This is a genomic window from Pseudomonas sp. LS-2, assembly GCF_003605735.1.
Lineage (GTDB): Bacteria > Pseudomonadota > Gammaproteobacteria > Pseudomonadales > Pseudomonadaceae > Aquipseudomonas.
This window is the reverse complement of sequence record NZ_QXTJ01000038.1, coordinates 138,096-163,876: the sequence shown is the minus strand read 5'-3', so window position 1 is coordinate 163,876 and position 25,781 is coordinate 138,096. Positions and strand designations below refer to the sequence as shown.

Annotated in this window: 23 protein-coding genes and 1 pseudogene; 12 read left to right on the top strand and 12 right to left on the bottom strand. The window is 59.5% G+C overall.

The genetic code is table 11. The features are described from left to right. Positions 1–442: 442 nt before the first annotated feature. The 5 genes from D3M70_RS21300 to D3M70_RS21280 all read right to left on the bottom strand — a co-directional run bounded on the left by D3M70_RS21300 (position 443) and on the right by D3M70_RS21280 (position 5,117). Positions 443–856: a hypothetical protein gene (locus D3M70_RS21300; RefSeq protein ID WP_120127625.1), complete on the bottom strand. Its 414-nt coding sequence runs from the start codon at positions 854–856 to the stop codon at positions 443–445. A 3-nt stretch (positions 857–859) separates the two neighbouring features. Continuing rightward, complete coding sequence (locus D3M70_RS21295) at positions 860–1,171, bottom strand: hypothetical protein (RefSeq protein WP_133306504.1); 312 nt, start codon at positions 1,169–1,171, stop codon at positions 860–862. Between the two features lie 89 nt (positions 1,172–1,260). Further along, positions 1,261–2,403 carry an OpgC domain-containing protein gene (locus tag D3M70_RS21290; RefSeq protein WP_120127623.1) on the bottom strand — a complete coding sequence of 381 codons (1,143 nt, stop codon included), beginning with the start codon at positions 2,401–2,403 and terminating at the stop codon, positions 1,261–1,263. Positions 2,404–2,611: 208 nt separating this feature from the next. Continuing rightward, positions 2,612–4,225, bottom strand: a complete 1,614-nt coding sequence (locus D3M70_RS21285; protein WP_120127622.1) for an FMN-binding glutamate synthase family protein — start codon at positions 4,223–4,225, stop codon at positions 2,612–2,614. 79 nt (positions 4,226–4,304) lie between these two features. Beyond that, on the bottom strand, positions 4,305–5,117 hold the full coding sequence (locus D3M70_RS21280; protein WP_120127621.1) for a helix-turn-helix transcriptional regulator: 813 nt from the start codon (positions 5,115–5,117) through the stop codon (positions 4,305–4,307). A 135-nt stretch (positions 5,118–5,252) separates the two neighbouring features. Between D3M70_RS21280 and D3M70_RS21275 the strand changes: the two genes are divergently transcribed. Together D3M70_RS21275 and D3M70_RS21270 are read left to right on the top strand one after the other, a co-directional pair. Continuing rightward, positions 5,253–6,074: a carbon-nitrogen hydrolase family protein gene (locus tag D3M70_RS21275; protein WP_120127620.1), complete on the top strand. Its 822-nt coding sequence runs from the start codon at positions 5,253–5,255 to the stop codon at positions 6,072–6,074. Positions 6,075–6,200: 126 nt separating this feature from the next. Beyond that, positions 6,201–7,526, top strand: a complete 1,326-nt coding sequence (locus D3M70_RS21270) for an APC family permease (protein ID WP_120127619.1) — start codon at positions 6,201–6,203, stop codon at positions 7,524–7,526. Between the two features lie 48 nt (positions 7,527–7,574). Here D3M70_RS21270 and D3M70_RS21265 read toward each other — a convergent pair whose 3' ends face one another. After that, positions 7,575–7,940: a hypothetical protein gene (locus tag D3M70_RS21265; RefSeq protein ID WP_120127618.1), complete on the bottom strand. Its 366-nt coding sequence runs from the start codon at positions 7,938–7,940 to the stop codon at positions 7,575–7,577. 201 nt (positions 7,941–8,141) lie between these two features. Here D3M70_RS21265 and D3M70_RS21260 point away from each other — a divergent pair, with 201 nt between their 5' ends. From D3M70_RS21260 to D3M70_RS21250, 3 genes are all read left to right on the top strand, one after another. After that, positions 8,142–8,411, top strand: a complete 270-nt coding sequence (locus D3M70_RS21260) for a type B 50S ribosomal protein L31 (RefSeq protein ID WP_120127617.1) — start codon at positions 8,142–8,144, stop codon at positions 8,409–8,411. A gap of 220 nt (positions 8,412–8,631) precedes the next feature. Beyond that, positions 8,632–9,723 (top strand): D-alanine--D-alanine ligase, encoded by a 1,092-nt coding sequence (gene ddlA / locus D3M70_RS21255; protein WP_120127616.1) that lies wholly within the window; start codon positions 8,632–8,634, stop codon positions 9,721–9,723. Continuing rightward, the gene (locus D3M70_RS21250; RefSeq protein ID WP_120127615.1) at positions 9,720–10,124 is read left to right on the top strand and encodes an NUDIX domain-containing protein; all 405 of its coding nucleotides are present in this window, start codon (positions 9,720–9,722) and stop codon (positions 10,122–10,124) included. Before ddlA ends, D3M70_RS21250 begins: the two co-directional genes overlap by 4 nt. Positions 10,125–10,290: 166 nt before the next feature. Here the strand turns inward: D3M70_RS21250 and metR are convergent, their stop codons facing one another. Continuing rightward, a complete protein-coding gene (gene metR, locus D3M70_RS21245; protein ID WP_120127614.1) occupies positions 10,291–11,208 on the bottom strand; it encodes a transcriptional regulator MetR in 918 nt (305 codons plus the stop codon). A 107-nt stretch (positions 11,209–11,315) separates the two neighbouring features. Between metR and metE the strand changes: the two genes are divergently transcribed. The 7 genes and pseudogenes from metE to D3M70_RS21210 all read left to right on the top strand — a co-directional run bounded on the left by metE (position 11,316) and on the right by D3M70_RS21210 (position 19,973). Continuing rightward, positions 11,316–13,628 carry a 5-methyltetrahydropteroyltriglutamate--homocysteine S-methyltransferase gene (gene metE / locus D3M70_RS21240; protein WP_120127613.1) on the top strand — a complete coding sequence of 771 codons (2,313 nt, stop codon included), beginning with the start codon at positions 11,316–11,318 and terminating at the stop codon, positions 13,626–13,628. 234 nt (positions 13,629–13,862) lie between these two features. Beyond that, positions 13,863–14,855, top strand: coding sequence for an alpha/beta fold hydrolase (locus D3M70_RS21235; RefSeq protein ID WP_120127635.1), 993 nt, complete (start codon positions 13,863–13,865; stop codon positions 14,853–14,855). A 44-nt stretch (positions 14,856–14,899) separates the two neighbouring features. Beyond that, positions 14,900–15,583, top strand: a complete 684-nt coding sequence (locus D3M70_RS21230; RefSeq protein ID WP_120127612.1) for a DsbA family oxidoreductase — start codon at positions 14,900–14,902, stop codon at positions 15,581–15,583. Positions 15,584–15,741: 158 nt separating this feature from the next. Further along, positions 15,742–16,455 (top strand): GntR family transcriptional regulator, encoded by a 714-nt coding sequence (locus D3M70_RS21225; RefSeq protein WP_165869863.1) that lies wholly within the window; start codon positions 15,742–15,744, stop codon positions 16,453–16,455. Continuing rightward, a complete protein-coding gene (locus D3M70_RS21220; RefSeq protein WP_120127611.1) occupies positions 16,452–17,468 on the top strand; it encodes an ADP-ribosylglycohydrolase family protein in 1,017 nt (338 codons plus the stop codon). The genes D3M70_RS21225 and D3M70_RS21220 overlap by 4 nt, the downstream gene beginning before the upstream one ends. Before the next feature lie 168 nt (positions 17,469–17,636). Then, positions 17,637–18,979 (top strand): annotated as a pseudogene (locus D3M70_RS21215) (purine-cytosine permease family protein); the annotation flags it as partial. A gap of 73 nt (positions 18,980–19,052) precedes the next feature. Then, a complete protein-coding gene (locus D3M70_RS21210; RefSeq protein ID WP_165869862.1) occupies positions 19,053–19,973 on the top strand; it encodes a PfkB family carbohydrate kinase in 921 nt (306 codons plus the stop codon). A gap of 111 nt (positions 19,974–20,084) precedes the next feature. Here D3M70_RS21210 and D3M70_RS21205 read toward each other — a convergent pair whose 3' ends face one another. The 5 genes from D3M70_RS21205 to D3M70_RS21185 form a co-directional block, all read right to left on the bottom strand. Further along, complete coding sequence (locus D3M70_RS21205; RefSeq protein WP_120127609.1) at positions 20,085–21,410, bottom strand: sigma-54 dependent transcriptional regulator; 1,326 nt, start codon at positions 21,408–21,410, stop codon at positions 20,085–20,087. Positions 21,411–21,559: 149 nt separating this feature from the next. After that, positions 21,560–23,458: an ATP-binding protein gene (locus D3M70_RS21200; RefSeq protein ID WP_120127608.1), complete on the bottom strand. Its 1,899-nt coding sequence runs from the start codon at positions 23,456–23,458 to the stop codon at positions 21,560–21,562. 91 nt (positions 23,459–23,549) lie between these two features. Continuing rightward, the gene (locus D3M70_RS21195) at positions 23,550–24,284 is read right to left on the bottom strand and encodes an amino acid ABC transporter ATP-binding protein (RefSeq protein ID WP_120127607.1); all 735 of its coding nucleotides are present in this window, start codon (positions 24,282–24,284) and stop codon (positions 23,550–23,552) included. Beyond that, positions 24,281–24,949 carry an amino acid ABC transporter permease gene (locus D3M70_RS21190; RefSeq protein ID WP_177418463.1) on the bottom strand — a complete coding sequence of 223 codons (669 nt, stop codon included), beginning with the start codon at positions 24,947–24,949 and terminating at the stop codon, positions 24,281–24,283. Before D3M70_RS21190 ends, D3M70_RS21195 begins: the two co-directional genes overlap by 4 nt. Further along, a complete protein-coding gene (locus D3M70_RS21185) occupies positions 24,946–25,692 on the bottom strand; it encodes an amino acid ABC transporter permease (RefSeq protein WP_120127605.1) in 747 nt (248 codons plus the stop codon). Before D3M70_RS21185 ends, D3M70_RS21190 begins: the two co-directional genes overlap by 4 nt. Positions 25,693–25,781 lie beyond the last annotated feature (89 nt).

The following is a 25,781-nucleotide window of genomic DNA, read 5'->3' as shown; positions in this document are numbered from 1 at the left end:
TACTTGAATCGGGAACGTGAGCCTATGAACAGACAAACTGCTTGAGACTGACGCGACAACTACATTGACACACACCGGGAAGGGGAAAAATTTGTAAAGGCGGCGGCTCGCGTGCGGCCGCATCTGGGATGCTGGAGCCTATTGGTGCTGGCGTCTGAAGATCGCTTTTCCTTACTTTTTCGGCGCAGCGCCAATCGTTTGCTAGCTTTGGCGAGATGAGCGTTAGACAGAACGAGCCTAACGCCGAACATCGCCATTGGCTGTCTACCTATCATGTGGCGGGTTGGTATGCTTTCGAAGTGTTCTTCGAGTCGCAAAAGTTAACCACAGAGACGCCCTACGTTTTGGGGATAGCTCACATCTGTAGTCAAAGACTAGAAAAAGGCACTGTAGATAGATGGTAATGAGAAGGGTGCAGTTGATACTGCACCCGTCTTCCCGGTCAGGCTTGGATACAAATCGCCGACAACTTCCGACCATTGCTGTTGGACAACCTTGCCCTCACGCTCCCCTTAGCCGTTAACTGTGACGGATTTGGGCTGAGTAACGGCACGTTCTCGGCAAAAGGTTCACTCTCTTTTTTTTCATACAGTTTTGTGAGCTCTGCCAATGTTGACGTGTAAGTGGCAAGGAGTTCTTTTATTAATGAAGATTCATTGACCAGCCGAGTGATGTAATCGATCTCCATGTTCGATAGTCTGTTGCCAGTGTCCAGAACTTTGACTCGGCTATTTCCATCTATGGCGAAGTCAAAAGGTTTGTTCGCCAGCTCCGGGTTTTTCTTTGTCAGGCTGGTTTTGAGTTTTTCCAACGCGTTTTTTAGCTCATTAAGCGCCCCCTCCGCCAGTAGCTCCAATCCCTAGGCATCGTAAATTCTGCAGGTCCAGCAGCATTCGCCCTCTTTTAGCGGAATCATCCCGGTTCCCCAGAGATCCTCCTCCCTTGAGTAGTTACTGTTAAGTTCTTCAGCGGTAACGCTTGTTGGGAAGCAGCTTTTTGGGAGGAAACGTTCGACTACGTAGAGTTTTTGCCTTTGCATCGCGCCAAGGTCTTCAGGGCAACTCCATGTTTCGGGGAGCTTGCCAGATGGCATTTCCGTCACTCTGTACCCATTGATCAACAGCTCGGATCCTTTAATCTCCATCCTTATTCTCCTCACTGGTTTATCCATGCATCTCGCATAACGGCCGCATGCGAAAAAGCTTTGCCTGATAAACCAGTAGGAAATTTCCGAGGAGTCCTCCTAATGAGACCCCGTTCTCAAACCCGAACCACCGGCGCTGCTTTCGGGCTACCCAAACGTTTATTGAGCTCCAGCCAGTTGGACAGCAGCAGCATCAGTCCCAACCCCAGCAGCGCGGTGATGACGCGCATCTGCCATGCGTCGTCAGCCAAGGCATTCGCCATGTCGGCCAGTGGGGCGAGGAGTACGCCCAGGCAGAAGATTTCCAGCGAATAGCGCCCCATGCGACAGGTTTGCTGAGCGGGCCAGTTGTCGAGCCAGGCGTGTGAGGTCGGGAGCAGTTTCGCCACCACGTAAACCAGCGCAATAAAATGCAGCAGACGAAGGGGCGACAGGTTGGTCTTGTCGATCGGGTAGATCAGATCGGTGAACGCCTTGGGCAACAGTGCGTCATGGACCTCGGGAAACTTCCACAGGAAGGCAATGGTGCCCGATACCAGCATGTACAGCGCGGCGCCCAGAAACAGAGGTTGTTGCCAGAGCGGGCGCGAAACCGCCCGGCCTTCAGAAGGCCGCTGCGTGTACATGGCAAACGCGCCGCCGAGCACGAAGATCAACTGCCAGGCCACCGGATTGAAGTACCAGTAACCGCCGCCTTCGTAGGCGCGCAGGTTCCAGCCGAACAACGGCACCATCATGTACAGCGAAACCGACAGGCCCACAGCCACGGCGGCGTTGCGCAACATGATCGGCAGGATCAGTGGCAGCGCGCCCATCAGCAGGATGTACAGCGGCAGCGGGTCTGTCAGGTTGGGCTTGAAGCGCAGCAACAGTTCATCGGCCAGTGCCTGTTGCGGATTGCCGACGAAGTACTCCAGGCCCATCTCGCGCACCATGTCTCGGGTTTCCACATGGTTGTTGGCGACGAAGACGATGCCCATCAAGAGCGTCAGCAGAAAGATGTGTGCGACATACAGCACCCAGGTGCGTCGCAGAATGCGCAGGCAGGCGACGCCAAATCCGTCACGCTCGGCAACGCGCCCATACGCAAGGACCGCGGCATAACCGGCGAGAAATACAAAGACTTCCGCAGCGTCGCTGAAGCCGAAATTGCGCAGGGTGAGCTGCGCGAAGGGGTTGTCCGGTACGTGATCCCAAAAAATGAAGATCAGCGCCAAACCTCGAAAGAAGTCGATTCGATGGTCGCGTCCGTTCGTCATGACGGTGGGCTCTTGCAAGTCTGTTTAAAGAAGAGGGCCGTGGCTGGCCTTGGTTCAACGCTAGCAGCCGGGGCTGATCGGCGGCGCGAAGCGTGGCGGTTTTGCGGGGTAAAAGCAAAAAGGGGGGTATTACAGGATGTCTCAGTTATACGGCATCGGCCTTCAGTCAATGGAGGCGGTTGGCACCGCCCCCATAACGACAACCCAATCAATCGATCTCATTGGGCTCAAAGCTGTCAGCCCGCGCCATGCGCCAGGTGCGCGAGTAGAAACTATCGTCGACGATGCCGTTGAGCAATTGTCCCGGTTGCAGGAATACGTGGGACTGGGAGAACTGTTTGACTTCTGTGGCCGACATGCGCCGCACCAGATGCTTGGCCTCCAGTTGATCGGGTGAGTCCAGACCGGCTGCCGCGAGCATTTCCGCAAGGGCGTGCAGGGTGTTGCGGTGGAAGTTGAACACCCTTTGGGCTTTGTCGGGCACGACCAACGCCCGTTGGCGCAATGGGTCTTGCGTGGCAACGCCGGTCGGGCATTTGTTGGTGTGGCAGCTTTGGGACTGAATACAGCCGATTGCAAACATGAAACCGCGCGCAGAGTTGGCCCAGTCGGCGCCAATGGAAAGCACGCTTGCAATGTCGAAGGCGCTGACAATCTTGCCGCTGGCACCGAGCTTGATCTTGTCGCGCAGGTTCAGCCCGACCAGCGTGTTATGCACGAACAGCAGGCCTTCGCGCATCGGGACGCCCATGTGGTCGGTGAACTCGACCGGGGCCGCGCCAGTGCCGCCTTCGGTGCCATCGACGACGATGAAGTCGGGGAGGATACCGGTTTCAATCATGGCCTTGGCGATTCCCATGAACTCCCATGGGTGGCCCAGGCAGAATTTGAAGCCGACGGGCTTGCCGCCGGACAACTCCCTGAGTTGAGCGATGAACTGCATCATCTCGGACGGGGTGGAAAACGCGCTGTGACGTGACGGCGAAATACAGTCCTCGCCCATCGGGATTCCACGTGTCTGGGCGATCTCTTCGGTGACTTTGTGTTTGGGCAGGATGCCGCCATGACCAGGTTTTGCGCCTTGGCTCATCTTGATTTCGATCATGCGCACCTGTGGATCCTGCGCCTGTTTGGCGAACCGCTCAGGGTCGAAACGGCCATCCTCGGTGCGGCAGCCGAAGTAGCCGCTGCCCAGCTCCCATGTCAGGTCGCCGCCGTTCTCCCGGTGATAGGGACTGATGCTGCCTTCGCCGGTGTCATGGGCGAAGTTGCCCAGCTTGGCGCCTTGGTTCAGTGCGCGGATGGCGTTGGCGCTGAGCGAGCCGAAGCTCATGGCGGAAATGTTGAAGATCGATGCTGAGTACGGTTGGCTGCATTGCGGCCCACCGACGGTGACGCGGAACAGGTTGGGGTCGGACAACGGCGCCGGTCGCATGGAGTGGCTGATGAATTCGAAGCCCGTTTCATAGACATCGATCAGCGTGCCGAATGGTTTGTCGGCCGTTTCGTTCTTGGCGCGTGCGTACACCAGCGAGCGCTGGGCGCGGGAGAAGGGCAGTGCGTCGCTGTCGGACTCCAGCAGGTACTGGCGGATTTCCGGGCGGATCGTCTCGACGGCGTAGCGGATGTTGCCGAGGATCGGATAGTTGCGCCGGACCGAATGTGGCACCTGAATGAGGTCGAAAATACCGATCAGGCTGAGTATCGCGGTGGCCAGCGTGAAGGGCCAAAGCCACTCGTGGTACAGAAACGGCAAGCTCAACAAGGTGAACAACACGCAGCCAACGAAGAAGGCGTAGCGACTGAGAAGGGACAAGCTCATAGGCGATCCTGTAGGTCTTTACACGGTTAATGACGGTAGCGCTGTGCCGCGCCTTTTTTCGGCAAGACTTTGCTTCGCCTCAAGCGCTCTGCGCCTGAAGAAAAATCGAGAACAGTTCGGACTGCGATTTGATCCCCAGTTTGCTGTACATATGTTTCTTGTGTACGCGCACGGTTTCCGCAGAGATTTCCAGCTTGCGCGCGATCTCCTTGCTGGAGCAGCCGCTGAGCATCAAGCGACCCACATCCAGTTCCCGTGCCGTCAGTTGTGCGCCTCGGCTTTGCTGCACCGAGGCCTCCAACTGGGTCCGCCAGTCGCTGGTCGGGAGCTGCGCGGCCGCAGCTTCCTGATCGCAAACCGGTTCTGCCAGTTCGAAGGGCAGGCGTTGGCGTAGCAGGGCGATGACCCACGGCTGAATCATCGACAACAACGCGATCTGCTCGGCACTGAAACGCTGGGTTGAGCCCAGCGAGAGACAAAGGGTGCGGTCGCTGTCGAGCTGGCAATTGAACTGGATTTCGTCGGCCACGACATTCAGACGAAAGTATCGCTGATAGTACTCGGTCAGCTCGAAATGCTCCGGCGCCACCTCGGCAAGCCGAAAGAGCCCGCTTTGCGAGCGCTCGCGACTGGCGATGTAGAAGGGGTCGAGCAGGTACAGACCCTTGAGGTAATCCTGAAACAGCTGATCAGGGCTGCCGTCCTCCGCCGGGCTTTCGGCAAATACCTGAGGGCGTTGTGCGGAGCTGAATTGCAGCGCAACCCAGCTATCGAAGCTCACGTACTGATTGAGCAGGCGCACCAGCTGGGCCCAGAAGTTCGGCCGGTCCAGCGCCTCGATCAGCTGCGCAACCGAGCGATGCCAGGCGAGGTCCTGAAGTGCGATGGTCATTGATCTACCCCTATTGGGTTACTACAGCTGCGTAATACCCCGTAACGCACGCTGATGCGCATACTGCCCGCAGAGCCAATGATCAGGCCAGCATTTTTGCGCCTGTTCGGCAACGTGACTCGATAAGGAGAACCCATGAAGGTCGAATTCGCCCAGTTGACGGGCCAGGACAATGGCACGAGCCATAATCTGAAACGCGCACTCAATGCGATTGCCGCGTGCGCCAGCGATACCGCGTTGATCGTATTCCCGGAAACGCATCTGATGGGCTTCCCTTCAAGCGAAACGGTGGCCGGGATTTCCGAACCTGTGGACGGTCCGACGGTTCAGGCTGTGCAGCAGGCCGCCTGTGCGCGCAATGTCTCTGTGGTAATCGGCATGGCCGAGAGCGACAACGGCCGCTTCTACAACACCACCTTGCTGATCACCCCTGAAGGGATCGCGCTGCGCTATCGCAAGACTCATCTATGGGCGTCCGACCGAGGGGTGTTCACGCCCGGCGACCGTTATGCGACCTGCCTGTGGAATGGCGTGCGAGTCGGCATGCTGATTTGCTATGACATCGAGTTTCCCGAGTCAGCCCGTGCGCTGGCGCAGCTCGGCGCCGAATTGATCATCGTCACCAACGGCAACATGGACCCTTATGGTCCGACCCACCGCACCGCGATCATGGCTCGTGCGCAGGAAAACCAGGCATTTGCGCTGATGGTCAACCGCGTCGGAGAGGGCGACGGCAATCTGGTATTCGCTGGCGGCAGCGCGTTGGTCGATCCATTCGGCACGCTGTTGCAGGAAGCTGGCCGCGATGAGTCTCAATTCAGCGCGGAGCTCGATCTGAGCCAGTTGCAGGCTGCGCGCCGTGATTACCGCTACCTCGATGACCAGCGTCTGCGCCTGCCGGGCGAAGTGATCGAACACGACAACGGCGTGCGCGAGCTGATGATTCCAACACAGTAAAAGAAGAAATGACTGATCGCCGTCCTGTAGCGGGCTCAGGCGATCGGCAACTCCCAATAATAGAAACGCCTTTGTTCTGCCGAACTTTTCTCTGCCATAAAACCTATAAATTCGGAGTAGTCGCTCATGGCTCGTTTGCAACGCACCCTTTCGTTAGGGTCGGTGGTGCTGTTTGGCATCGCCTATATGACCCCCATCATCGTGCTCGGAACCTTCGGCATCCTTGCGCAATCCACCGGCGGCATGGTGCCGGCGTCGTATCTCGCCGCACTGGTGGCGATGTTTTTTACCGCCATGAGCTATGGCCGCATGGCATCGGCGTTTCCGGTTGCAGGTTCAGCCTATAGCTATGTGCGCAAGGCCATCAGCCCGAAGCTGGGCTTCATCGCCGGTTGGGCCGTGTTGCTCGACTACCTGTTTCTGCCCATGGCCATCTGGCTGATTGGCGCTGCGTATCTGGGCTCGGCGTTTCCTTCGGTCCCTCAGCCAATCTGGGTGCTGGGGTTCATCGTCGTCACCAGCCTGATCAACATCGTTGGCCTGAAACTGGCGAATACCGTCAACGCGTTGTTGATGATCGTGCAGTTTCTGGTGCTGGCAGCGTTCGTCGTGCTGTGCATTCATTACCTGGGTGGCGACGCGAGCAAGCCGCTCTGGACTCTGGCGCCATTCTTCAACGGTGACATGCAGATGCCGCTGATCATGAGTGGTGCAGCCATTGCCTGTTACTCGTTCCTGGGCTTCGACGCGGTCAGCACCTTGACCGAAGAAACCCGGGATCCGCGTCGCACCATTCCCAAGGCGATCATGCTGATCACCCTGATCGGTGGCCTGATCTTCGTCGGTGTGTCGTACTTCGTGCAGTTGGCGCACCCGTCGGCGCAGTTCGAGAACGTCGATTCTGCAGCGTACGAAATCGCCCGCAACATCGGTGGCGACCTGTTCGTGATCATCTTCCTGATCGGGCTGATCGTCGGCCAGTTCGCGTCGGGCCTGTCCGCTCAGGCCAGCGGCTCGCGTCTGCTTTATGCCATGGGGCGCGACGGCGTGTTGCCCAAGTCGTTCTTCGCCGGGCTCAGCGAGCGCTATGGCACGCCGGTCAACAGCATTCTGTTGTGCGCAGTGGTTGCCCTTCTGGCGCTGAAACTGGACGTGACCACATCGACCTCGTTCATCAACTTCGGGGCCTTCCTGGCGTTCAGTCTGGTCAACCTGTCGGTGATCTTTCATTACTGGATCGCGGGCGAAAAACGCGGGTTGCGTGAGTTGTTTCTATTCCTGATCTGCCCACTGATCGGCCTTGTGGCTGACCTGTGGCTGATGGTCAGCCTCGACAAGCTGGCGATCATGCTCGGCGTCAGCTGGCTGGTGCTCGGTTGTCTCTATCTGGCCTGGCTTACCGGTGGTTTCCGCCGACAGCCGCCTGAAATGGACTTTCAGGAAGCGGCGTGATGCCAAAGCGGGGCGCGCTGCAATGGCGCGCTCCCTGGCTTCACGCCGTCATTGAGGAGCCGGCATCGGTTTGCGGTCCAGGGTATCGCTGATCATGCGATAGATGTCCTCCTGGCCCTCTTCGCTGCAACTGCGTAGCTCGTGCAGCATCTCGCGCTCCCTGGGTGAGAGCGCTATGTAATCCCAGTCGCACGCCTGGCGCATGAAGGCGTCGCGGCCATCAACGGGGCGCGTATCGTCAGCAGCGTCGTTCAGTGCTTCGACCAATGGCTCCAGCTTCTCGGCGAGCAGTTCAGGATTCAGGGGGCCTTCGCTGCTTTTGACGAAGCGCTCCAGATAGTTCAGCGCGCTTCGGGCGTCGACCAGTCGCATGTGGCCCGGAATAGTCAGTTCATAGCGATCGATCAAGTGCATGGCACAACCTCCTGGTGATGATGTTTCATTCCGTTCCCGATGGGCTCGGGGTGGGGCGTTTTGCGGCGGCACGAACGTTAGCCGCAGTTCCCCCAGCGGCAAAGCGCAAAGTTGTAACGGTTACAAAAAAACGGAAGGTTGAACTATTTCCGGTTGTTACTGTATAACGTATTACATGATTACCTAAATCTGGAGAGCGTCATGAAAGCGAATATCCACCCTGACTACCGCCAAGTCCTTTTCCACGACACAGCTGCCGACGTTTACTTTGTGATCGGTTCGACGGTCGACACTGATCGCACGCAAAAGCACAGCGATGGCAATACCTATCCTTACGTCGCGCTCGATGTGTCCAGTGCTTCACATCCGATGTACACCGGGCAGCAGCGCAAGACGACCACAGAGGGCCGTATCGCAGGCTTCAACAAGCGGTTTGCGACCTTTGGGTCGGGGGCCAAGAAGGCGGAATGACAAAAAAGCTTCCCGCGCCTTGGGGTTCGCGCGACTAATCCCCGAGGCGTGGTTTTTTGTGGTGGGATCCTGTGGCGCTGATTCCTGAGCGCTGCACCCGGCATCAAGTGCGATCTGGCATTGCATGTCCCTGCATTCCGTCCATCGAACGTCCTTGGCACTGGACTAACGGCGCAAATTGCTTTTAGCTCTGCGACCTGAAATCCAGGAGCTTCTCCCTTTGAAAAAGTCAGTCGCCATCGTTTTTGGTGGGCAATCCTCCGAACATGAAGTGTCGTTGCAATCGGCGCGCAACGTGATCAACGCGATTGATCGCAACAACTATTACGTCACCCTGATCGGCATCGACAAACAGGGTCACTGGCTGCGTTTCGACGAGCGCGATTACCTGCAGAACGCCAACGATCCTGCGCATATCAAGCTCAGCGAATCTGGCCGTCTGCTGTCGTTGATGCCCGGTACCCAAGGGCCGCAGTTCGTTGAGGTTGAAACCGGTCTCGACGTGCCGCGTATCGATGTGGTGTTCCCGCTGATTCATGGCAGCTACGGCGAAGATGGCTCGCTGCAGGGCATGTTGCGTCTGCTGGATATTCCGTTCGTCGGCCCCGATGTGCTCGGTTCGGCGGCGTGCATGGACAAAGATGTGACCAAACGCCTGCTGCGCGATGCGGGCATCAGTGTCGCGCCGTTCGTTGTGTTGCATCGCGGTGAGTCCGTGGATTTCGTCAGCGTCTCCGCGCAACTGGGCTTGCCGCTGTTCGTCAAACCCGCGAGCCAAGGGTCGTCGGTCGGCGTGAGTAAGGTCACCGACGAGTCCAGCTACGCCGCCGCCTTGAAGCTGGCGTTCGACTACGACAACAAGGTGCTGATCGAGCAGGGCATCGTCGGCCGTGAAGTGGAATGCGCGGTGCTGGGCAACCATGAGCCGCAGGTCAGCGTGTGCGGCGAAGTGGTGGCCAACGACGAGTTCTACGCCTATGACACCAAATACCTGAACGACGGCCAGGCGCGCATCGCGATCCCTGCCGAGTTGCCCGAAGACTTGAGCGAGGAGGTGCGCGAGGTCGCTTTGCAGGCCTATCGCGTGCTGGGTTGCGCAGGTCTGTCGCGGGTCGATTTCTTCGTGACCGAGGCGCGGGAAATCATCATCAACGAGATCAACACCCTCCCTGGATTCACCTCCATCAGCATGTACCCAAAACTCTGGCAGGCCAGTGGCCTGAGTTATCCGGAACTGATCGATCGCCTGATCGTGCTCGCGCTGGAGCGCGCCGAAGAAAACCGTGCGCTGAAAACCGAGGTGGTGCAGTGAAGGTCATTCGTATCGCGGCGGCGTTGTTGATCGGCGCAGACGGGCGGACTTTGCTGGTGCGCAAGCGTGGTACTCAGGCTTTCATGCAGCCGGGTGGCAAGATCGATGCTGGCGAGTCCGCACCGGTTGCGCTGGTTCGTGAGTTGTACGAGGAACTGGGCCTGCAAGTCCTGCCCGAGCACGCACAGTTTCTCGGGGAGTTTTCGGCAGTAGCTGCCAACGAACCGGGCTTCGAGGTGAACTGCCAGTTGTATCGGCTCGACATTGGCCAGGAAGTCGCACCTGCTGCAGAGATCGAAGAGGTTGTCTGGGTCGATGCCGGTAACGTCGATCACCTCCATCTGGCGCCGCTGACCCGGGATTCGATTTTGCCGTTGTACAGACGTCTGCAAAGGGCCTGATTTTCTCTGTTGCGTGCTGACGCTGATACTGTTGGTGTCGGATACCCTGTAGCAGTCCGGCTTGCCGGCGGTGAGGGGCTCAAGACCGCTGCCGCCGGCAAGCCGGACTGCTACAGGTATAAGGTCGCGTTGGAAAGTGACGAACGGGGTAACTGGCGTTGTGCTTTCATCGCACCGCACTCACCCCATCCAGCGTCGAGAACGACGTGTCCTTGGCCGTCAGCAGGAAGTCGCGCATGTACGGCGCATCCAGCATGTCCGCGCGAATCGCTGCGTACAGCGTGGCAAAAAGACCTTTGTCGCCCAGGCGCTTGGCTTTCACGTAGCCCCGTGAGCTGTATTCATGCAGCGCCCAGTGCGGCATACCGCACACACCTCGGCCACTGGCGACGAGCTGCATCATCATCACTGTCAGCTCCGACGTCCTTACCTGTGCAGGCTCGACATCCGCGGGCTCCAGGAAACGGGTGAAGATATCCAGACGATCACGCTCCACCGGATAGGTGATCAGCGTTTCGGTGATCAGGTCCTCCGGCACCACGTAAGGCTTGCCCGCCAGCGGATGTTGATTGGCCACGGCCAGCATCGCCTCATACGTGAATAGCGGCACATAGGTAATGCCAACCAGATCCACAGGATCGGAAGTCACCACCAGGTCCAGATCGCCGCGGGCCAGGGCAGGGAGCGGGGCAAAGGCAAAACCGGAGGCCAGGTCCAGTTCCACTTCAGGCCAGGCATCGCGGAACTGGTCGATGGTCGGCATCAGCCACTGAAAGCAACTGTGACATTCGATTGCCATGTGCAGACGCCCGGCGACACCGCCCGCCAGACGCGAAATATCCCGCTCTGCATGACGCAGTTGCGGCAGTACCGAGTCCGCCAGTTGCAGCAGCCGCAAGCCTGCGCTGGTGAACCGCACCGGTTTGGTCTTGCGCACGAACAGCGGCATGCCCATGCGCTCCTCCAGCTCCTTGAACTGATGGGACAGCGCCGACTGTGTCAGATGCAGACGGTCAGCAGCATCCACCAGGCTATCGGCCTCGCGCAGCGCATGCAGGGTTTTCAGGTGGCGTATCTCAAGCACCTTGGCGCTCCATGAATGAATTTTGTGATCAACGCGAAAACAATGAGTTTGTCTCATGTAACAGCGAGTGTCGACAATGGCGCCATATTTTGAATGGAGTAGTCGACATGGCCCTGGCCCATAACCTTGGATTTCCGCGCATTGGCGCTGATCGCGAACTCAAGAAAGCCCTCGAAGCCTACTGGAAAGGCGACCTTGATCAGACCGCTCTGCGAGCTGTGGGACGTGACCTGCGCGCCACTCACTGGCAACTGCAGAAAGAGGCTGGAATCGATCTGCTGCCTGTCGGCGACTTTGCCTGGTACGACCAGGTACTGACCCACTCGCTGACCTTCGGCGTGATCCCCGAGCGCTTCGCCAATGTGCGCAACGACAAAGGGCTGCCGACGCTGGACACCTTGTTCGCCATGGCTCGTGGCGCTTCCAGCCTTTGCTGCGGCGGCAGCCACGGCAAGGCGCAATATGCACAGGAACTGACTAAGTGGTTCGATACCAACTACCACTATCTGGTGCCGGAATTCACGCAGGATCAACGCTTCAAGCTGAGTTGGGAGCAATTGTTCGAGGAAGTGGACGAAGCCCACGCACTGGGTCACAAGGTCAAGCCGGTGATCATCGGGCCGTTGACTTACCTCTGGTTGGGCAAAGCCAAGGGCGACAGCTTCGACAAGCTTGAACTGCTGGATCGCCTGTTGCCCATCTACGGCGAGATCCTCGGTCGTCTGGCGGGGCAGGGCGTGGAGTGGGTGCAGATCGACGAGCCGATCCTCACTCTGGATCTGCCGCAGGACTGGAAGAACGCCTTTGAACGCGCCTACCACAGCCTGCAGTATTCCCCGTTGAAGAAGCTGATCGCGACCTACTTCGGCGGTCTGGAAGACAACCTTGGTCTGGCGGTTTCGTTGCCGGTGGACGGCCTGCACGTCGATCTGGTGCGCGCCCCTGAGCAACTGCCAGCGCTGCTTGATCGTCTGCCAACCTACAAAGTCCTGTCTCTGGGCGTGGTCAATGGCCGTAATGTCTGGCGGTGCGACCTGGAAGCCGCTCGTGAGCTGCTGATCGAGGCACAACTGCGCTTCGCCGATAACCTGTGGGTCGCAGGGTCCTGCTCGCTGCTGCACAGCCCGGTCAATCTGGAACGTGAAGATAAGCTCGATGCCGAGCTGAAGAGCTGGCTGGCTTTTGCCAAGCAGAAGTGCGCGGAAATTTCGGCGCTCAGTGCGGCGTTGAACGAGCCTCACGCCGAGCGTGTGCAGGCAGCGTTCGCTGAAAGCCGCGCGGTGCAACTGAGTCGCAGGCAGTCGCCACGCATTCACAAACCTGACGTCCAGGCGCGGATCGCCGCCATCACCGCAGCCGACAGCCAGCGTCAGTCAGGCTTTGCCGAGCGCATTGAGGTGCAACGCGCTCGCCTGAATCTGCCGGCATTTCCAACCACCACTATTGGCTCTTTCCCACAGACCTCATCGATTCGTCTGGCGCGTCAGTCGTGGAAGCAAGGCAAGTTGTCCGCCAATGACTACCACGATGCAATGCGCGCCGAGATTCGACATGCGGTGGAAATTCAGGAGCGACTGGGGCTGGATGTTCTTGTGCATGGCGAAGCCGAGCGCAACGACATGGTCGAATACTTCGCCGAGCAACTGGACGGTTACGTGTTCAGTCGTTTCGGCTGGGTGCAGAGCTACGGCTCTCGTTGCGTCAAGCCGGCGGTGATCTTTGGCGACCTCAGTCGTGCGCAGGCGATGACCGTTCACTGGATCGAGTACGCACAAAGCCTGACCGACAAGGTCATCAAGGGCATGCTGACAGGCCCCGTCACCATGCTGATGTGGTCGTTCCCCCGTGAGGACGTGTCACGCAAGGTCCAGGCGCAGCAATTGGCACTGGCGATCCGTGACGAAGTGGTGGACCTGGAGAGCGCGGGCGTCAAGATCGTTCAGATCGACGAAGCGGCGTTCCGCGAAGGTCTGCCGCTGCGTCGGGCGCAGTGGAATGAGTATCTGGACTGGGCAGTGGAAGCCTTCCGCCTGTGCGCCTCGGGCGTGCGAGATGAAACCCAGATCCATACCCACATGTGCTACAGCGAGTTCAACGATGTGATCGAGTCCATCGCGGCCATGGACGCTGACGTGATCACCATCGAAACGTCGCGCTCGGACATGGAATTACTGGAGGCCTTCAAGGCCTTCGATTACCCGAATGACATCGGGCCGGGTGTCTATGACATTCACTCGCCACGGGTGCCAGACAAGGCTGAAATGGTCAAGTTGATGAGCAAGGCGGTGCAGCGGATTCCCGCCGAGCGCTTGTGGGTCAACCCCGATTGCGGCCTGAAAACTCGTGCATGGCCCGAGACCGAGGCTGCGCTGGTGAACATGGTTGCAGCGGCACGGCAGCTGCGGTCTGAACTGGCCTGAGCGATTTGACGCAATGTCTTTAGCAGCACGGCTTGCCTGCGGTGGCGATCTTGAGTCCGTCACTGCCGGCAAGTGCCGTTACAGACTATTTCCGTAGACCACTGGCCTGGTGGTTTTGCAGGATTGCTTACCGTCTGGCCCCCTTCATCAAAATGTCACGCAACTGTGGCAGCGCGCTTTGAAAAACTTCATCAGACTCGCGGCCTACTGGGGTTCTGCGTTTCGGTGTTTTTCATGCGGGTTTTATTTTTCCTGGCTGCGCTCTTGTGCAGCTTGCCGTCTCTTGCGGCTTCTCGATGCGATGTCAACGTTCCCACACAAGTGGCCGAGCTCGATGAGGTGCACCTGGCGTATCAAAGCATCGGTCGTGATTCCGACCCGGCGCTGCTGCTGGTCATGGGGCTGGGTGGGCAGTTGATTCATTGGCCGGACGAGGTCGTCGTTGCGCTCTGTCAGCAGGGTTTTCGGGTGATTCGCTACGACAACCGCGACGTCGGCTTATCGACTTGGGTCCAGGCGCCTGCGACCGCCAACCTGACCTATGAAGTGTTGCGCTACAAGATCGGCCTGCAGGTTTCGGCGCCGTATTCCCTGACCGACATGGCGCAGGACGCCCTTGGCCTGATGGACGCCATGCACATTCAGCAATTTCATGTACTGGGCGCGAGCATGGGCGGGATGATCGCTCAGCATCTGGCTGACATGGCGCCCAAACGCGTGGAAAGCCTGACCCTGCTCATGACCAGCTCCGGCGCACCGGGGCTGCCGATGCCAAGCCCTGCGTTGCTGCAATTGCTGGCGCGTCGTGGAGCGCCGGATCGTCAGACTGCACTCGAACAGCAAGCCGATCTGCTGGCGGCGCTGGGGAGCCCTGAGGTCAAAGATGATCGGCAGAGTCTGCTCCAACAGGCTGCTATTTCCTACGACAGGGCGTTCAATCCTGAGGGGGTGAAGCGGCAGATCCTCGCGATCCTTGCAGAACCGAGCCGCGTGGAATTGTTGAATCGCCTTCGCGTGCCGACGTTGGTGGTGCATGGCACAGCGGATCCTCTGCTCCCGGTGATGCACGGGATACATGTCGCCGCGCATATTCAGGGCAGTCAGTTGAAGTTGATTCCAGGCCTGGCCCATCGTTTTCAGAAAGCGTTCAAGGCACCCCTGCTGGCGGCGGTGTTGCCGTATCTGCGAGAGCATCGTGAGGACGCGTCCCACGTTGCCCAGCTCTGAAATCGGCGTATCGTGCGACGTTTCCTCTTTCCCACGAGGCTGCCATGAGCACTCCGCTGAAAATCGACTTCATCTCCGACGTGTCCTGCCCCTGGTGCATCATTGGCCTGCGCGCGCTGGATCAGGCCCTTGAGCATCTGGGCGACGAAGTCCAGGCGCAGATCCACTTCCAGCCGTTCGAGCTCAACCCGAATATGGGGCGCGACGGTCAGGAAATCTTCGAGCACATTGCCGAAAAGTACGGTTCGACCCGGGAGCAGTACCAGGCCAATGCCGAAAACATTCGTCAGCGCGGCGCCGAGCTGGGTTTTGTCTTCAGGCAGGGCGAGCGCCGCATCTACAACACCTTCGACGCCCATAGGCTGCTGCACTGGGCTGCTCTTGAAGATAAAGGGCACCAAGGCAAGCAGCAGGCGCTGAAGGAAGCGCTGTTCACCGCCTATTTCAGCCAGCACGCCAACGTTTCCAGTCACACGGTCCTGGCCGATATCGCGCAGAAGGCCGGTCTGGGTCGTGCGGGCGCCGAACAGGTCCTGACGTCCGGTCAATACGCCGATGAAGTGCGGGCGCTGGAGCAACTCTGGACCTCACGCGGTGTGAGCTCGGTGCCGACCATGGTGTTCAATGATCAATATGCCGTGACGGGTGGCCAGCCGGTAGACGTGTTCGTCAGCGCCATTCGTCAGATCGTCAGCGAGCAAGGCAGCATCGTCAACGCAGCCGATTGATGGTCTACGCTGAGCGGGCAAGCTCGTGGCTGGCGGGTTGGTGATGGATTCCGCAGCACTGACGTGGCTCGTGGTCCGATGCACCCGCTGTAACAAATAGCCCATCGCAATTGAAAAATTACTTGCTCCCATCCATCAACTCGGATATCAATTTGTACATGATTAGACAGGTTCGGTTCGACAAGAAAAAACGTGTGGTCGATGAGTTGGCCCGCCGCATAGAAACCGGTCAGATGGGTTCGGGTGAACTGTTGCCTGGGGAGAATCTGCTGGCGCAGGAATTCAATGTCAGTCGTGGCACGTTGCGTGAGGCGCTGTCCGAACTCAAACGCCGTAACTACATCGCGACCCAGACCGGCGTCGGCTCCATCGTGACCTACGACGGGATTTCGCTGGATCAGCGCGCAGGGTGGGCGCAGGCACTGGCCGATACCGGCGCTCGGGTCAGCACTGAAATCCTGCGATTGGTGGCGGTGCAGCGTCCTGATCTGGAGGGGCGTTTCGGCACGGCAGATTTCATTGCGCTGGATCGCCGTCGTACGGCGGCGGACGGCACTGTCGTGTCGCTGGAGCGGGTACTGATTCCGGCCGTCGATGGGCTGGAAAACCTGCCCCGCGACGGGCTGATCGACGACTCGCTGACCGTGACCATGGCCGCTCACGGCTATGTCGGGGATCGCGGCGATCAATGGATCGGCGCCGAGCCGCTGAGCAACGACGACGCCGCGCTGATGCTGCGCGAACCGGGCTCGGTGTTTCTCAAGGCGATTCGCACCACGTTTGACCGGCGACAACGTTTCATGGAGCACGTGGAAAGCCTTCTGGACCCCGTGCATTTTCGACTTCACCTGGCATTTGGATCGTCTACATGACTGCATTGATCGACTTTCGCGACCGCGCTCTGGCCGCTTTTTACGGCCTGGCTTTAGGCGATGCGTTGGGCATGCCCACGCAATCGCTCAGTCGCGAGCAGATCAAGCAACGCTTTGATTGCATCACCACCCTGACCGCCGCCGACGCCGACCAACCCATCGCGCCGAACATGGCGGCCGGATCGGTTACCGATGACACTGAACAGGCGGTGCTGGTCGCCGAATTGCTGGTGGCCGGAGGAGGGCGCATCGACCCTTCGGACCTGGCGCAAAGTCTGATCGATTGGGAAGCGGTCATGCAGGCCAAGGGTTCGCAGGACTTGCTTGGCCCGTCGACCAAACGCGCGATAGAGATGATCCTCGCAGGCCATAGTCCCGAGGAGGCAGGGCGATTCGGCACTACCAACGGTGCGGCCATGCGGATTACCCCGGTGGGCATTGCCGCTGATGTGCGTGATGAACAGCAGTTTGTCGAGTCGGTGATGCAGGCCTGTCAGGTGACGCACAACACCACTCTCGGAATCTCCAGCGCGGCGGCGGTGGCCGCCGTGGTGTCTGCGGGAATCAACGGCGCCAGTCTGAGTGATGCCCTGGACGTCGGCGTACACATCGCGCAGCAGGCCGAGGCGCATGGGCACTGGATCGCTGGCGGTCGCATTGCGGCGCGCATCATCTGGGCGAAAAATCTTTGCGCCGAGTGCAACAACGAACAATTGCCCGAACGGATCTACGACGTCATCGGCACTTCAGTGGCGTCGCAGGAGTCCGTGGTTGCGGCCTTTGCCCTTGCCCATCAAGTGGCGTCGACGCAGTTGTCGGCCTTCGATGCACTGTGCATGGCGGCCAGTCTGGGCGGCGACACCGACACCATCGCCGCCATTCTTGGCGCGATGCTCGGCGCTTGTGAGGGCATGACGGCCTGGCCGAACGAGCTGATCGAACAGATCAAAACCGTGAATGGACTCGAACTTTACCCACTGGTCGAGCATTTGCTGTCCCTGCGCGCGGTCTGAGCCGACGCCCGCGTACTGATTGACCGAATTGAATAAGAGACACATACCTCCGTTGGTATCACTGGAGGTCCGGGGCGCCTCGTTGTCAAAAAAAGCCCCTGCGACACGGAGGTCACTTGCTTTGCGTACTGCCCACAACCAGAACAAATGGCAACAGGAGCATTTCCCATGACCTCATCCAACGCCACCCAAGGCGCAGGACAACTTGAAACACGCGGCATCGAGCCGGTTCCGGAAAACGAGTGCAACGGCCATCCGCTGCAACTGTTCTGGGTCTGGTTTGCGGCCAACATCAGCATTCTCGGCTTGCCGCTGGGTGCGACGCTGGTGGCCTTTCGCGGCCTGTCCATCGGCCAGGCAATCATCGTGGCGATCCTGGGAGCAGCGGGCTCTTTCGCCGTGGTGGGTGTCATTTCCATTGCCGGCCGTCGTGGTCGTGCGCCCAGTCTGACGCTGTCTCGTGCCATTTTCGGCGTGCGCGGCAACATCGGTCCGACCATCGTTTCGCTGATGTCGCGCCTGGGATGGGAAACGGTCAACACGACAACGGCCGCTTTCGTGTTGCTGTCGTTGTGCTCGATTCTGTTCGGTACGGCGGTCGAGGCTAAAAACTCGCCGGGCCTGACCCTGCTGTTCATTGCCATCTTCGTGCTGATGACCCTGACCGTTTCCGGACTGGGCCACGCCACGCTGCTGGTCATCCAGAAGTGGGCGACGTATATCTTCGGCGCGCTGAACATCATCGTTGGCGGCTTTCTGATCGCTCACATCGACTGGACCGCTGTTTTCAACGCCACACCCGCCCCCCTCAGCGCCATGATCATCGGGGTTGGGACCATGGCCGCAGGCACCGGCATTGGCTGGGCAAACGCAGGCGCTGACATGTCCCGGTACCAGCATGGCAGCGTCAAGGCCACGCGGCTGGTGGCCTCGGCCGCATTCGGTGCGGGTATTCCGCTGGTGTTGTTGATCACCCTTGGCGGCCTGTTGTCAGTCGGCAACGACCATCTGGCCTCGGCCACCGACCCGATCATTGCCATCCGTGAACTGCTGCCAACCTGGATGGCCGTGCCTTATTTGATCACGGCATTCGGCGGTCTGCTGCTGTCGAACAATCTGTCGGTGTATTCGGCGGGCCTGTCGACGCTCACTTTGGGGCTGAAGATCAAACGCGTTCACGCAGTGATCGTCGACATCGTGGCGATCTTCGCCGGATCGATCTACTTCATGCTGATTGCCGACAGTTTCTACGGACCGTTCATTACGTTCATTTCGATGCTTGCGGTGCCGATCACTGCCTGGGTGGGGATCTTCGTCGTTGACCTGGTCCATCGTCACTACTACTCGGCCAAGGACTTGATGGACGTATCGCCACGCAGCGCCTATTGGTATCGCGGCGGGATCGAGTGGCGCGCGCTGGGCGCATGGGCCTTGGCCATCGTGCTGGGCTTCAGCTTCACCACCGTTGCGACGACGCCGGAAAACGTCCTGTTCAAAGGCTTCCTGTCTGANTGGTCGCCGGAGGCTTGTATGCCATTCTCGGCGGTTCTCGCGACCGCCGCCTCGTTCCCAAAGAGGCTGCTCATGCCCGCTAGATTGCTTTACACCGGCCAGGTCGTGGTTGACCTGGTCATGGCGCTCGATGCCTTGCCGCGCTCGGGAGGCGATGTGCTCGCCAGTTCGGCAACGTTCGAGACCGGTGGAGGTTTCAATGTCATGGCCGCAGCCTGCCGTAACGGCATGCAGACCGTTTATCTCGGTCGTCACGGCAAGGGGCGTTTCGGCGATCTGGCGCGTCAGGCCATGGCGGCTGAGGGCATCGAAATCGCTGCCGCCGGCTCCGATGATCAGGACACCGGGCTGTCAGTGGCGTTGATCGAACCGTCAGCGGAGCGCTCTTTCATCTCCTACGTAGGCGCCGAGGGCGGGCTGTCCCGTGATGACCTGCACAGTGTTGCGGTGCAGTCCGAGGACTATGTGTTCGTCAGTGGTTACAGCCTGTTGCACAAGGACAAGGTCTCGACGTTGCTGCAGTGGTTAAGCGAATTGCCAACAGAAGCGGGCGTGGTGTTCGATCCGGGTCCGTTGGTGAACTCGCCGGACGGCGCAGAGATGCAGGCGGTGTTGCCGCTGATCACGATATGGACCAGCAACTGCGAGGAGGCACTGCGCTTCACCGGATGCGACGCGATTGCCGATGCGCTGGAGCAGCTGGCGCAGTGGCTGAACGACGACGCGCTGATCGTCGTGCGCGATGGCCCGCAAGGATGCTGGATTCGTCAACAGGGCGAGACGCAGCACGTGCGCGGTTTTCCGGTGACTGCCATCGATACCAACGGCGCAGGGGACGCCCATGCGGGTGTGTTGCTTGCCGGATTGGCGACCGGACTTTCGGCGGAACAGGCGGCGTTGCGGGCCAATGCGGCGGCGGCGATTGCCGTGACCCGATGGGGGCCGGCGACCGCACCGAAAACCGATGAGGTTGATGAGCTGATTGGCGGGTAACCCCGTCGCAGTCCGGCTTGCCGGCGGTGGCGTCTCAATTGCTAACGCCGGGAAGCCGGACTGCTACAGAATCTGTATTGGCGAAACGGTTGTGCGTGATCGCGTCAGCACTCAGCCCAACCCGTACTTCTTCACCTTGTCGAACAACGTGGTCTTGGCCATCCCCAGTTCCTGGCTGGCCTGGCTGAGATTCCCGCCACTGCGCTGCAATGCCTCGCTGAGCATATTTTTCTCGAACGCCTCCACGGCTTCGGAAAAGCCCAGGCTCTGGCTGCTGACTGAAAGCCCTGACTTCTTGAACGCGGGAAGCCCCAACGCATAACGCTCGGCCACGTTACGCAATTCGCGCACGTTGCCCGGCCAGTCGTGGCTCATCAGCGCGGACATGGTCTGCGAATCCAGCTGCGGCGGCTCACGATCGAAACGTAACGAGGACAACTGCAAGAAGTGCTCGAACAATTGCAGGATATCCTCGCGGCGTTCACGCAGAGGCGGCAGTTCAAGCGTCACCACGTTGAGGCGGTAATACAGGTCGCTGCGAAACTGGCTGGCTTTGCTCAGCTCGTTCAAGTCCGATTTTGTTGCGGCGATCACACGGCAATCCACCGCGACGCTCTGGTTGGAGCCCAGTCGTTCCAGCGTGCGCTCCTGCAAGACCCGCAGCAGTTTGATCTGCAGGTTGATCGGCATGCTTTCCACTTCGTCGAGAAACAGGGTGCCGTTGTGGGCGTGCTCGATCTTGCCGATCCGACGTTTGCCGGCGCCGGTGAAGGCATTGGCTTCGTGGCCGAAGATTTCGCTTTCGAACAGGTTTTCCGGCAGGCCGCCGCAGTTCAGCGCGACGAACTGACTGGAATGACGGCGGCTGAAATCATGCAGGCAGCGGGCGACCAGTTCCTTGCCGGTGCCGGTCTCGCCTTCGATCAACACGTTGGCCGAGGTGTCGGCGACATTGGTGATCAACGCGCGCAAATTCTGCATGGCGGGCGAGCGGCCAATGATCTTGCCCTCCAGCGAATCGCGTTCGGCGAGTTGTCGGCGCAGCGACCAGACCTCCCGAGCCAGCCCGCGTTGCTCCAACGCACGCCGTGCTACGTCCACCAGCCGCTCAGGCGAGAAGGGCTTTTCCATGAAATCGTAAGCCCCGTCACGCATGGCGCCGACAGCCATCGACACGTCCCCGTGACCGGTGATCAGCACCACGGGCAGCGTGCGGTCGCGTTCCTTCAGGCGCTTGAGCAGCTCAAGGCCGTCGATCCCTGGCAGGCGAATATCGCTGATGACAATCCCGGCAAAATTGTCGCCGACCAACGCCAGCGCCTCTTCGGCACTGCCGACGCCCTGACTGTGGATGTCTTCCAGCGCCAGCGCCTGCTGGCAGCCAAGCAGGACATGGGGGTCGTCTTCGACGATGAGGACAGTCAGTTCAGTGTTCATTCGAAACTCTCATCGATACGCAATGTGTAGGCACGGCTCTTTCCTGTAGCAGTCCGGCTTGCCGGCGGCGCGATGCACCTGTGAAGAAAATGCTGGCTGACACACCACTCCGCCGGCAAGCCGGACTGCTACAGGTACAGAGTCTGTCTTCAAATCTCATGCGGTGTGAGCCCGCTGTTCACCAGCGGCAAAATCAGAACAAACATCGTGCCGCCTTCCGCCGGGTCTTCGGCATTCAGGCTGCCACCGGCCGCAGCAGCGAGACTCGCCGACAGTGTCAGGCCCAGTCCCAGACCCTGCTCGCCGGGCTTGGTGGTGAAGAACGGTTCGAACAGATGCTTGCGTGCTTCGGCGTCGATGCCGTGGCCGTTGTCGCGAATACGCAGGCGATAGCGGCCTTCGAACATCTCGCCTTCCAGCCACAGCACGGGCAGCGGTTGCGCCTGCATGGCATCGAGCGCGTTGCCGATCAGGTTCACCAGAATCTGCTCCAGACGGGTCTGGTCGATCGCCAGCGCCACATCGTCGAATTGCTGATGCAGGTCCAGCGCGCTGTTCTCCAACCGTCCGGCCAGCAATTGCAAAGCCGCTTCGACCGCCTTGCTCAGCGACGCCTGGCCCTTGTCTTCGCCGCGCCGGGCAAACGCCCGAAGGCTCGCCGTAATACGACCCATGCGGTCCACCAGATCGTTGATGGTGCGCAAGTTGGTGCTGGCAGTGTCCAGCGCGCCGCGCTCGATGAAGCGCACAGTGTTGCCCGAAAGCGTACGCAGCGCCGCCAGCGGTTGGTTGAGTTCATGGGCGATGCTGGTGGACATCTGCCCGATGGCCGCCAGCTTTCCGGCCTGGACCAGTTCATCCTGCGCCTGACGCAACGTCTCTTCGGCCTGACGCCGCTCACGTATCTGCCCCTTGAGGCGTTCGTTGCTGGCACGCAGGTCAGCGGTGCGTTCGGTAATCCGACGCTCCAATTCGTTGTTCGCCTGTTCCAGTGCTTCGCGGGCGGCGAGGCGGGTGGAAATCACCTTGCGCCGCTCGTTCCAGGCGATCAACAGAAACGCCACCAGCGCGCAGGCCACCGCCACCAACATGCCCTGGTTGGCGGCTTCGCGGCGCAGGTCTTCCAGCGGTGTCAGTAATGTGAGATGCCACGGCGTGTCGGCCAGATCGCGGGTCTGCGCCAGATAACTCACCACGGTGTGCTCATGATCGACGCTGCTGTTGGCGGGGAAGGTCAGCTTTTCCACACCGTCGGCAATCGACTCCCGCTCCAGCGGCACCAGTTCATTGAGTGGCCACCAGTAATATTGCAGGCTGCGCGCCAGGCGTTCCTTGATTTCCGCTGTCAGTGGGCGAACCGATTTGAGACGCCGCGCCGGGTCGCTGGACAGAATGATGATGCCGTTCTCGTCGGAGACGAAGGCTTCCAGGCGTGCCCGTTGCCAGCGCTCTTCCAGCGCTTCGAGCCGCACCTTGATCACGGCGACGCCGATGATCTTGCCTTTCTCTTCCAGCCCATGCGCGAGGTAGTAACCCGGCTCGCCGGTGGTGCTGCCGATGCCGTAGAAACGGCCGGGCAGGCCACGAATAGCGTCCTGGTAATAGGCACGAAAGGACAGGTCCTCACCCAGATAACTGTCGGCGTCGCGCCAGTTACTGGTGGCGAGCACGCGGCCAGTGGTGTCGAGCACATAGATGGCGCGGCTGCGGCTGCGGCGGTTCAGGCCTTCGAGGTAGTCGTTGACCTTGGTTCTCAACTCCGGCGACGGATCGTTGAGCAGGTCGGAGACATTGGATTCGAGCTCCAGCACGCTGGGCAGGTAGTTGTACTTGTTGATTTCGCTCTCGACGGTGCGGGCGTGCAGTTCGAGCTGACGCTGTCCGTTTTCGCCGAGTGCCTGGATGCCGTTCTTTTCGCTGTACAGATAGGTGACATAGCCGAGCGCGATCATCAGCAGGATGACCAGCGGCGGCAAGAACAGGTGGCGGATCAGGCGGGGTTTCACGGCAAGTGATGGCGGCGGGCTAAGAGGTGGATCGCATTTCATCACAGTCGTCCTGGACCGACCAGCCGCTCGTGTCATGGATGTCGACACGAACGGCCAGCGGGTTTTGTGCCCTTGTGAGGCATTGAATCAATCAGTGCTGCAGGATCTTGTTGAGGAAGTGCTGGGCACGTTCAGAACGTGCGCTGACGTCGCCGAAGAACTCCTCTTTGACGCAGTCTTCGATGATCTGGCCCTTGTCCATGAAGATCACCCGGTCAGCCACTTTGCGGGCGAAGCCCATTTCGTGGGTGACGCACATCATGGTCATGCCTTCGTGGGCCAGTTGCACCATCACGTCGAGCACTTCGTTGACCATTTCCGGGTCCAGGGCTGAAGTCGGTTCGTCGAACAGCATCACCACCGGGTCCATCGCCAGGGCACGGGCAATCGCCACACGCTGCTGCTGACCGCCGGACAGTTGCCCAGGGTGTTTATGTGCATGGGCTGAAAGGCCAACGCGCTCCAGCAATTGCAGGCCTTTCTTGGTGGCCTCTTCCTTGCTGCGGCCCAGGACCTTGATCTGCGCGATGGTCAGGTTTTCGGTGATGGTCAGATGAGGAAACAGCTCGAAATGCTGGAACACCATGCCAACGCGCGAGCGCAGTTTCGGCAGATTGGTTTTCGGGTCGGCGATGGAAGTGCCGTCGACGACGATATCGCCTTTCTGGAACGGCTCCAGCGCGTTGACGCATTTGATCAGGGTCGATTTGCCCGAGCCCGAAGGCCCGCACACCACGATCACTTCGCCTTTCTTGACCTCAGTGCTGCAATCGGTCAGCACCTGAAAGTCCCCATACCACTTGTTGATATTTTTGATGGAAATCATACGGCTAACCTTTTCTGCATGAGCTTGACCAGACGCGAAGCTGCGAAGCTGATCGTGAAGTACACAAGACCGGCGATGATCAGGAATTCATTGGAGCGGCCAATGATGTCGCCGCTGGAACGGGCCGAGTTGAGGAAGTCCACCAGACCGACCGTGTACACCAGCGAGGTGTCCTGAAACAGAATGATGCTCTGCTGCAGCAGCAGCGGGGTCATCTTGCGGAACGCCTGCGGCAGGATGATCAGGCGCATCATCTGCCCGTAGGTCATGCCCAGTGCTTGAGCTGCGCCCATCTGACCGCGTGAGATCGACTGCACCCCTGCACGCACGATTTCGCAGAAGTAGGCGGCCTCGAACATCATGAACGCCACGACGCAGGAGGTGAACGCGCCGACCGGGGTGTCTTCGCCGGTGATCCAGCGCAGCACGAACGGCACCGCCAGATAGAACCAGGTGATCACCAGCAGCAGCGGGATCGAACGGAAATAGTTGACGTAGGCGCCGGCGATACGTGAAAGCAGCTTGTTGGACGACAGCCGCATCAACGCCAGAAGGGTGCCGATGATGATGCCCCCGACCACGCCCATGACCATCAACTGAAGGGTCATGACCATGCCGTTCCACATGCCGGGAATGGCGGGAATGATTCCAGAGAAGTCCATTATTTACCCCCCACGGAGATCAGGCCCGGCACCGCGACTTTCTTCTCGATCAGGCGCATGAGCAGCATCAGGCTCATGTTCAGGGTGAAATAGATCAATGTCGCCAGGGTGAAGGCTTCGAACAGGTTCGCGGAAAACTCGGCGGTCTGCTTGGTCTGCGCCAACAACTCCATCAGACCGATGAGCGAGGCCACGGACGAGTTCTTGAACACGTTGAGGAATTCGGAGGTGAGCGGCGGAATGATGATCCGGTAAGCCTGTGGCAGCAGCACGTTCCAGTAGATCTGCGGCAGTTTGAACCCCATGGCGCGCGCGGCCGATTCCTGGCCCACGGGCAGCGCCTGAATGCCGGTACGCACCTGTTCGCAAACCCGCGCGGCGGTGAACAGACCCAGGCACACGACGACGCTCAGAAAGGCCGAGGTGGTCGGGTTGAGGTCTTGCTTGTACCACTCCTGCAGGTTTTCAGGCAGCAGGTCGGGCACCAGAAAGTACCAGATGAACAGCTGCACCAGCAGTGGCACATTACGGAAGATTTCCACGTACACCGTGGCAATTGTCGAGACGATGCGGTTAGGCACCGTACGCATCACGCCGAGCACCGAGCCCAGCATCAACGCGATGATCCAGGCGACGATGGCAATTGCAATAGTCCAGCCCAGCCCGGAAATGTACCAGTCCAGATAGGTCTCGCTGCCAACGCCAGTGGACTTGAAGAACACGCCCCAGTCCCAGTTGTAATTCATCAGGGTCTCCCCTCTGATCGATCGTTATGCACGCATACGCTTGGTAGCGGCTCCCGGAGAAGCAGGGCTTCTCCGGGAAACAGGCTTTT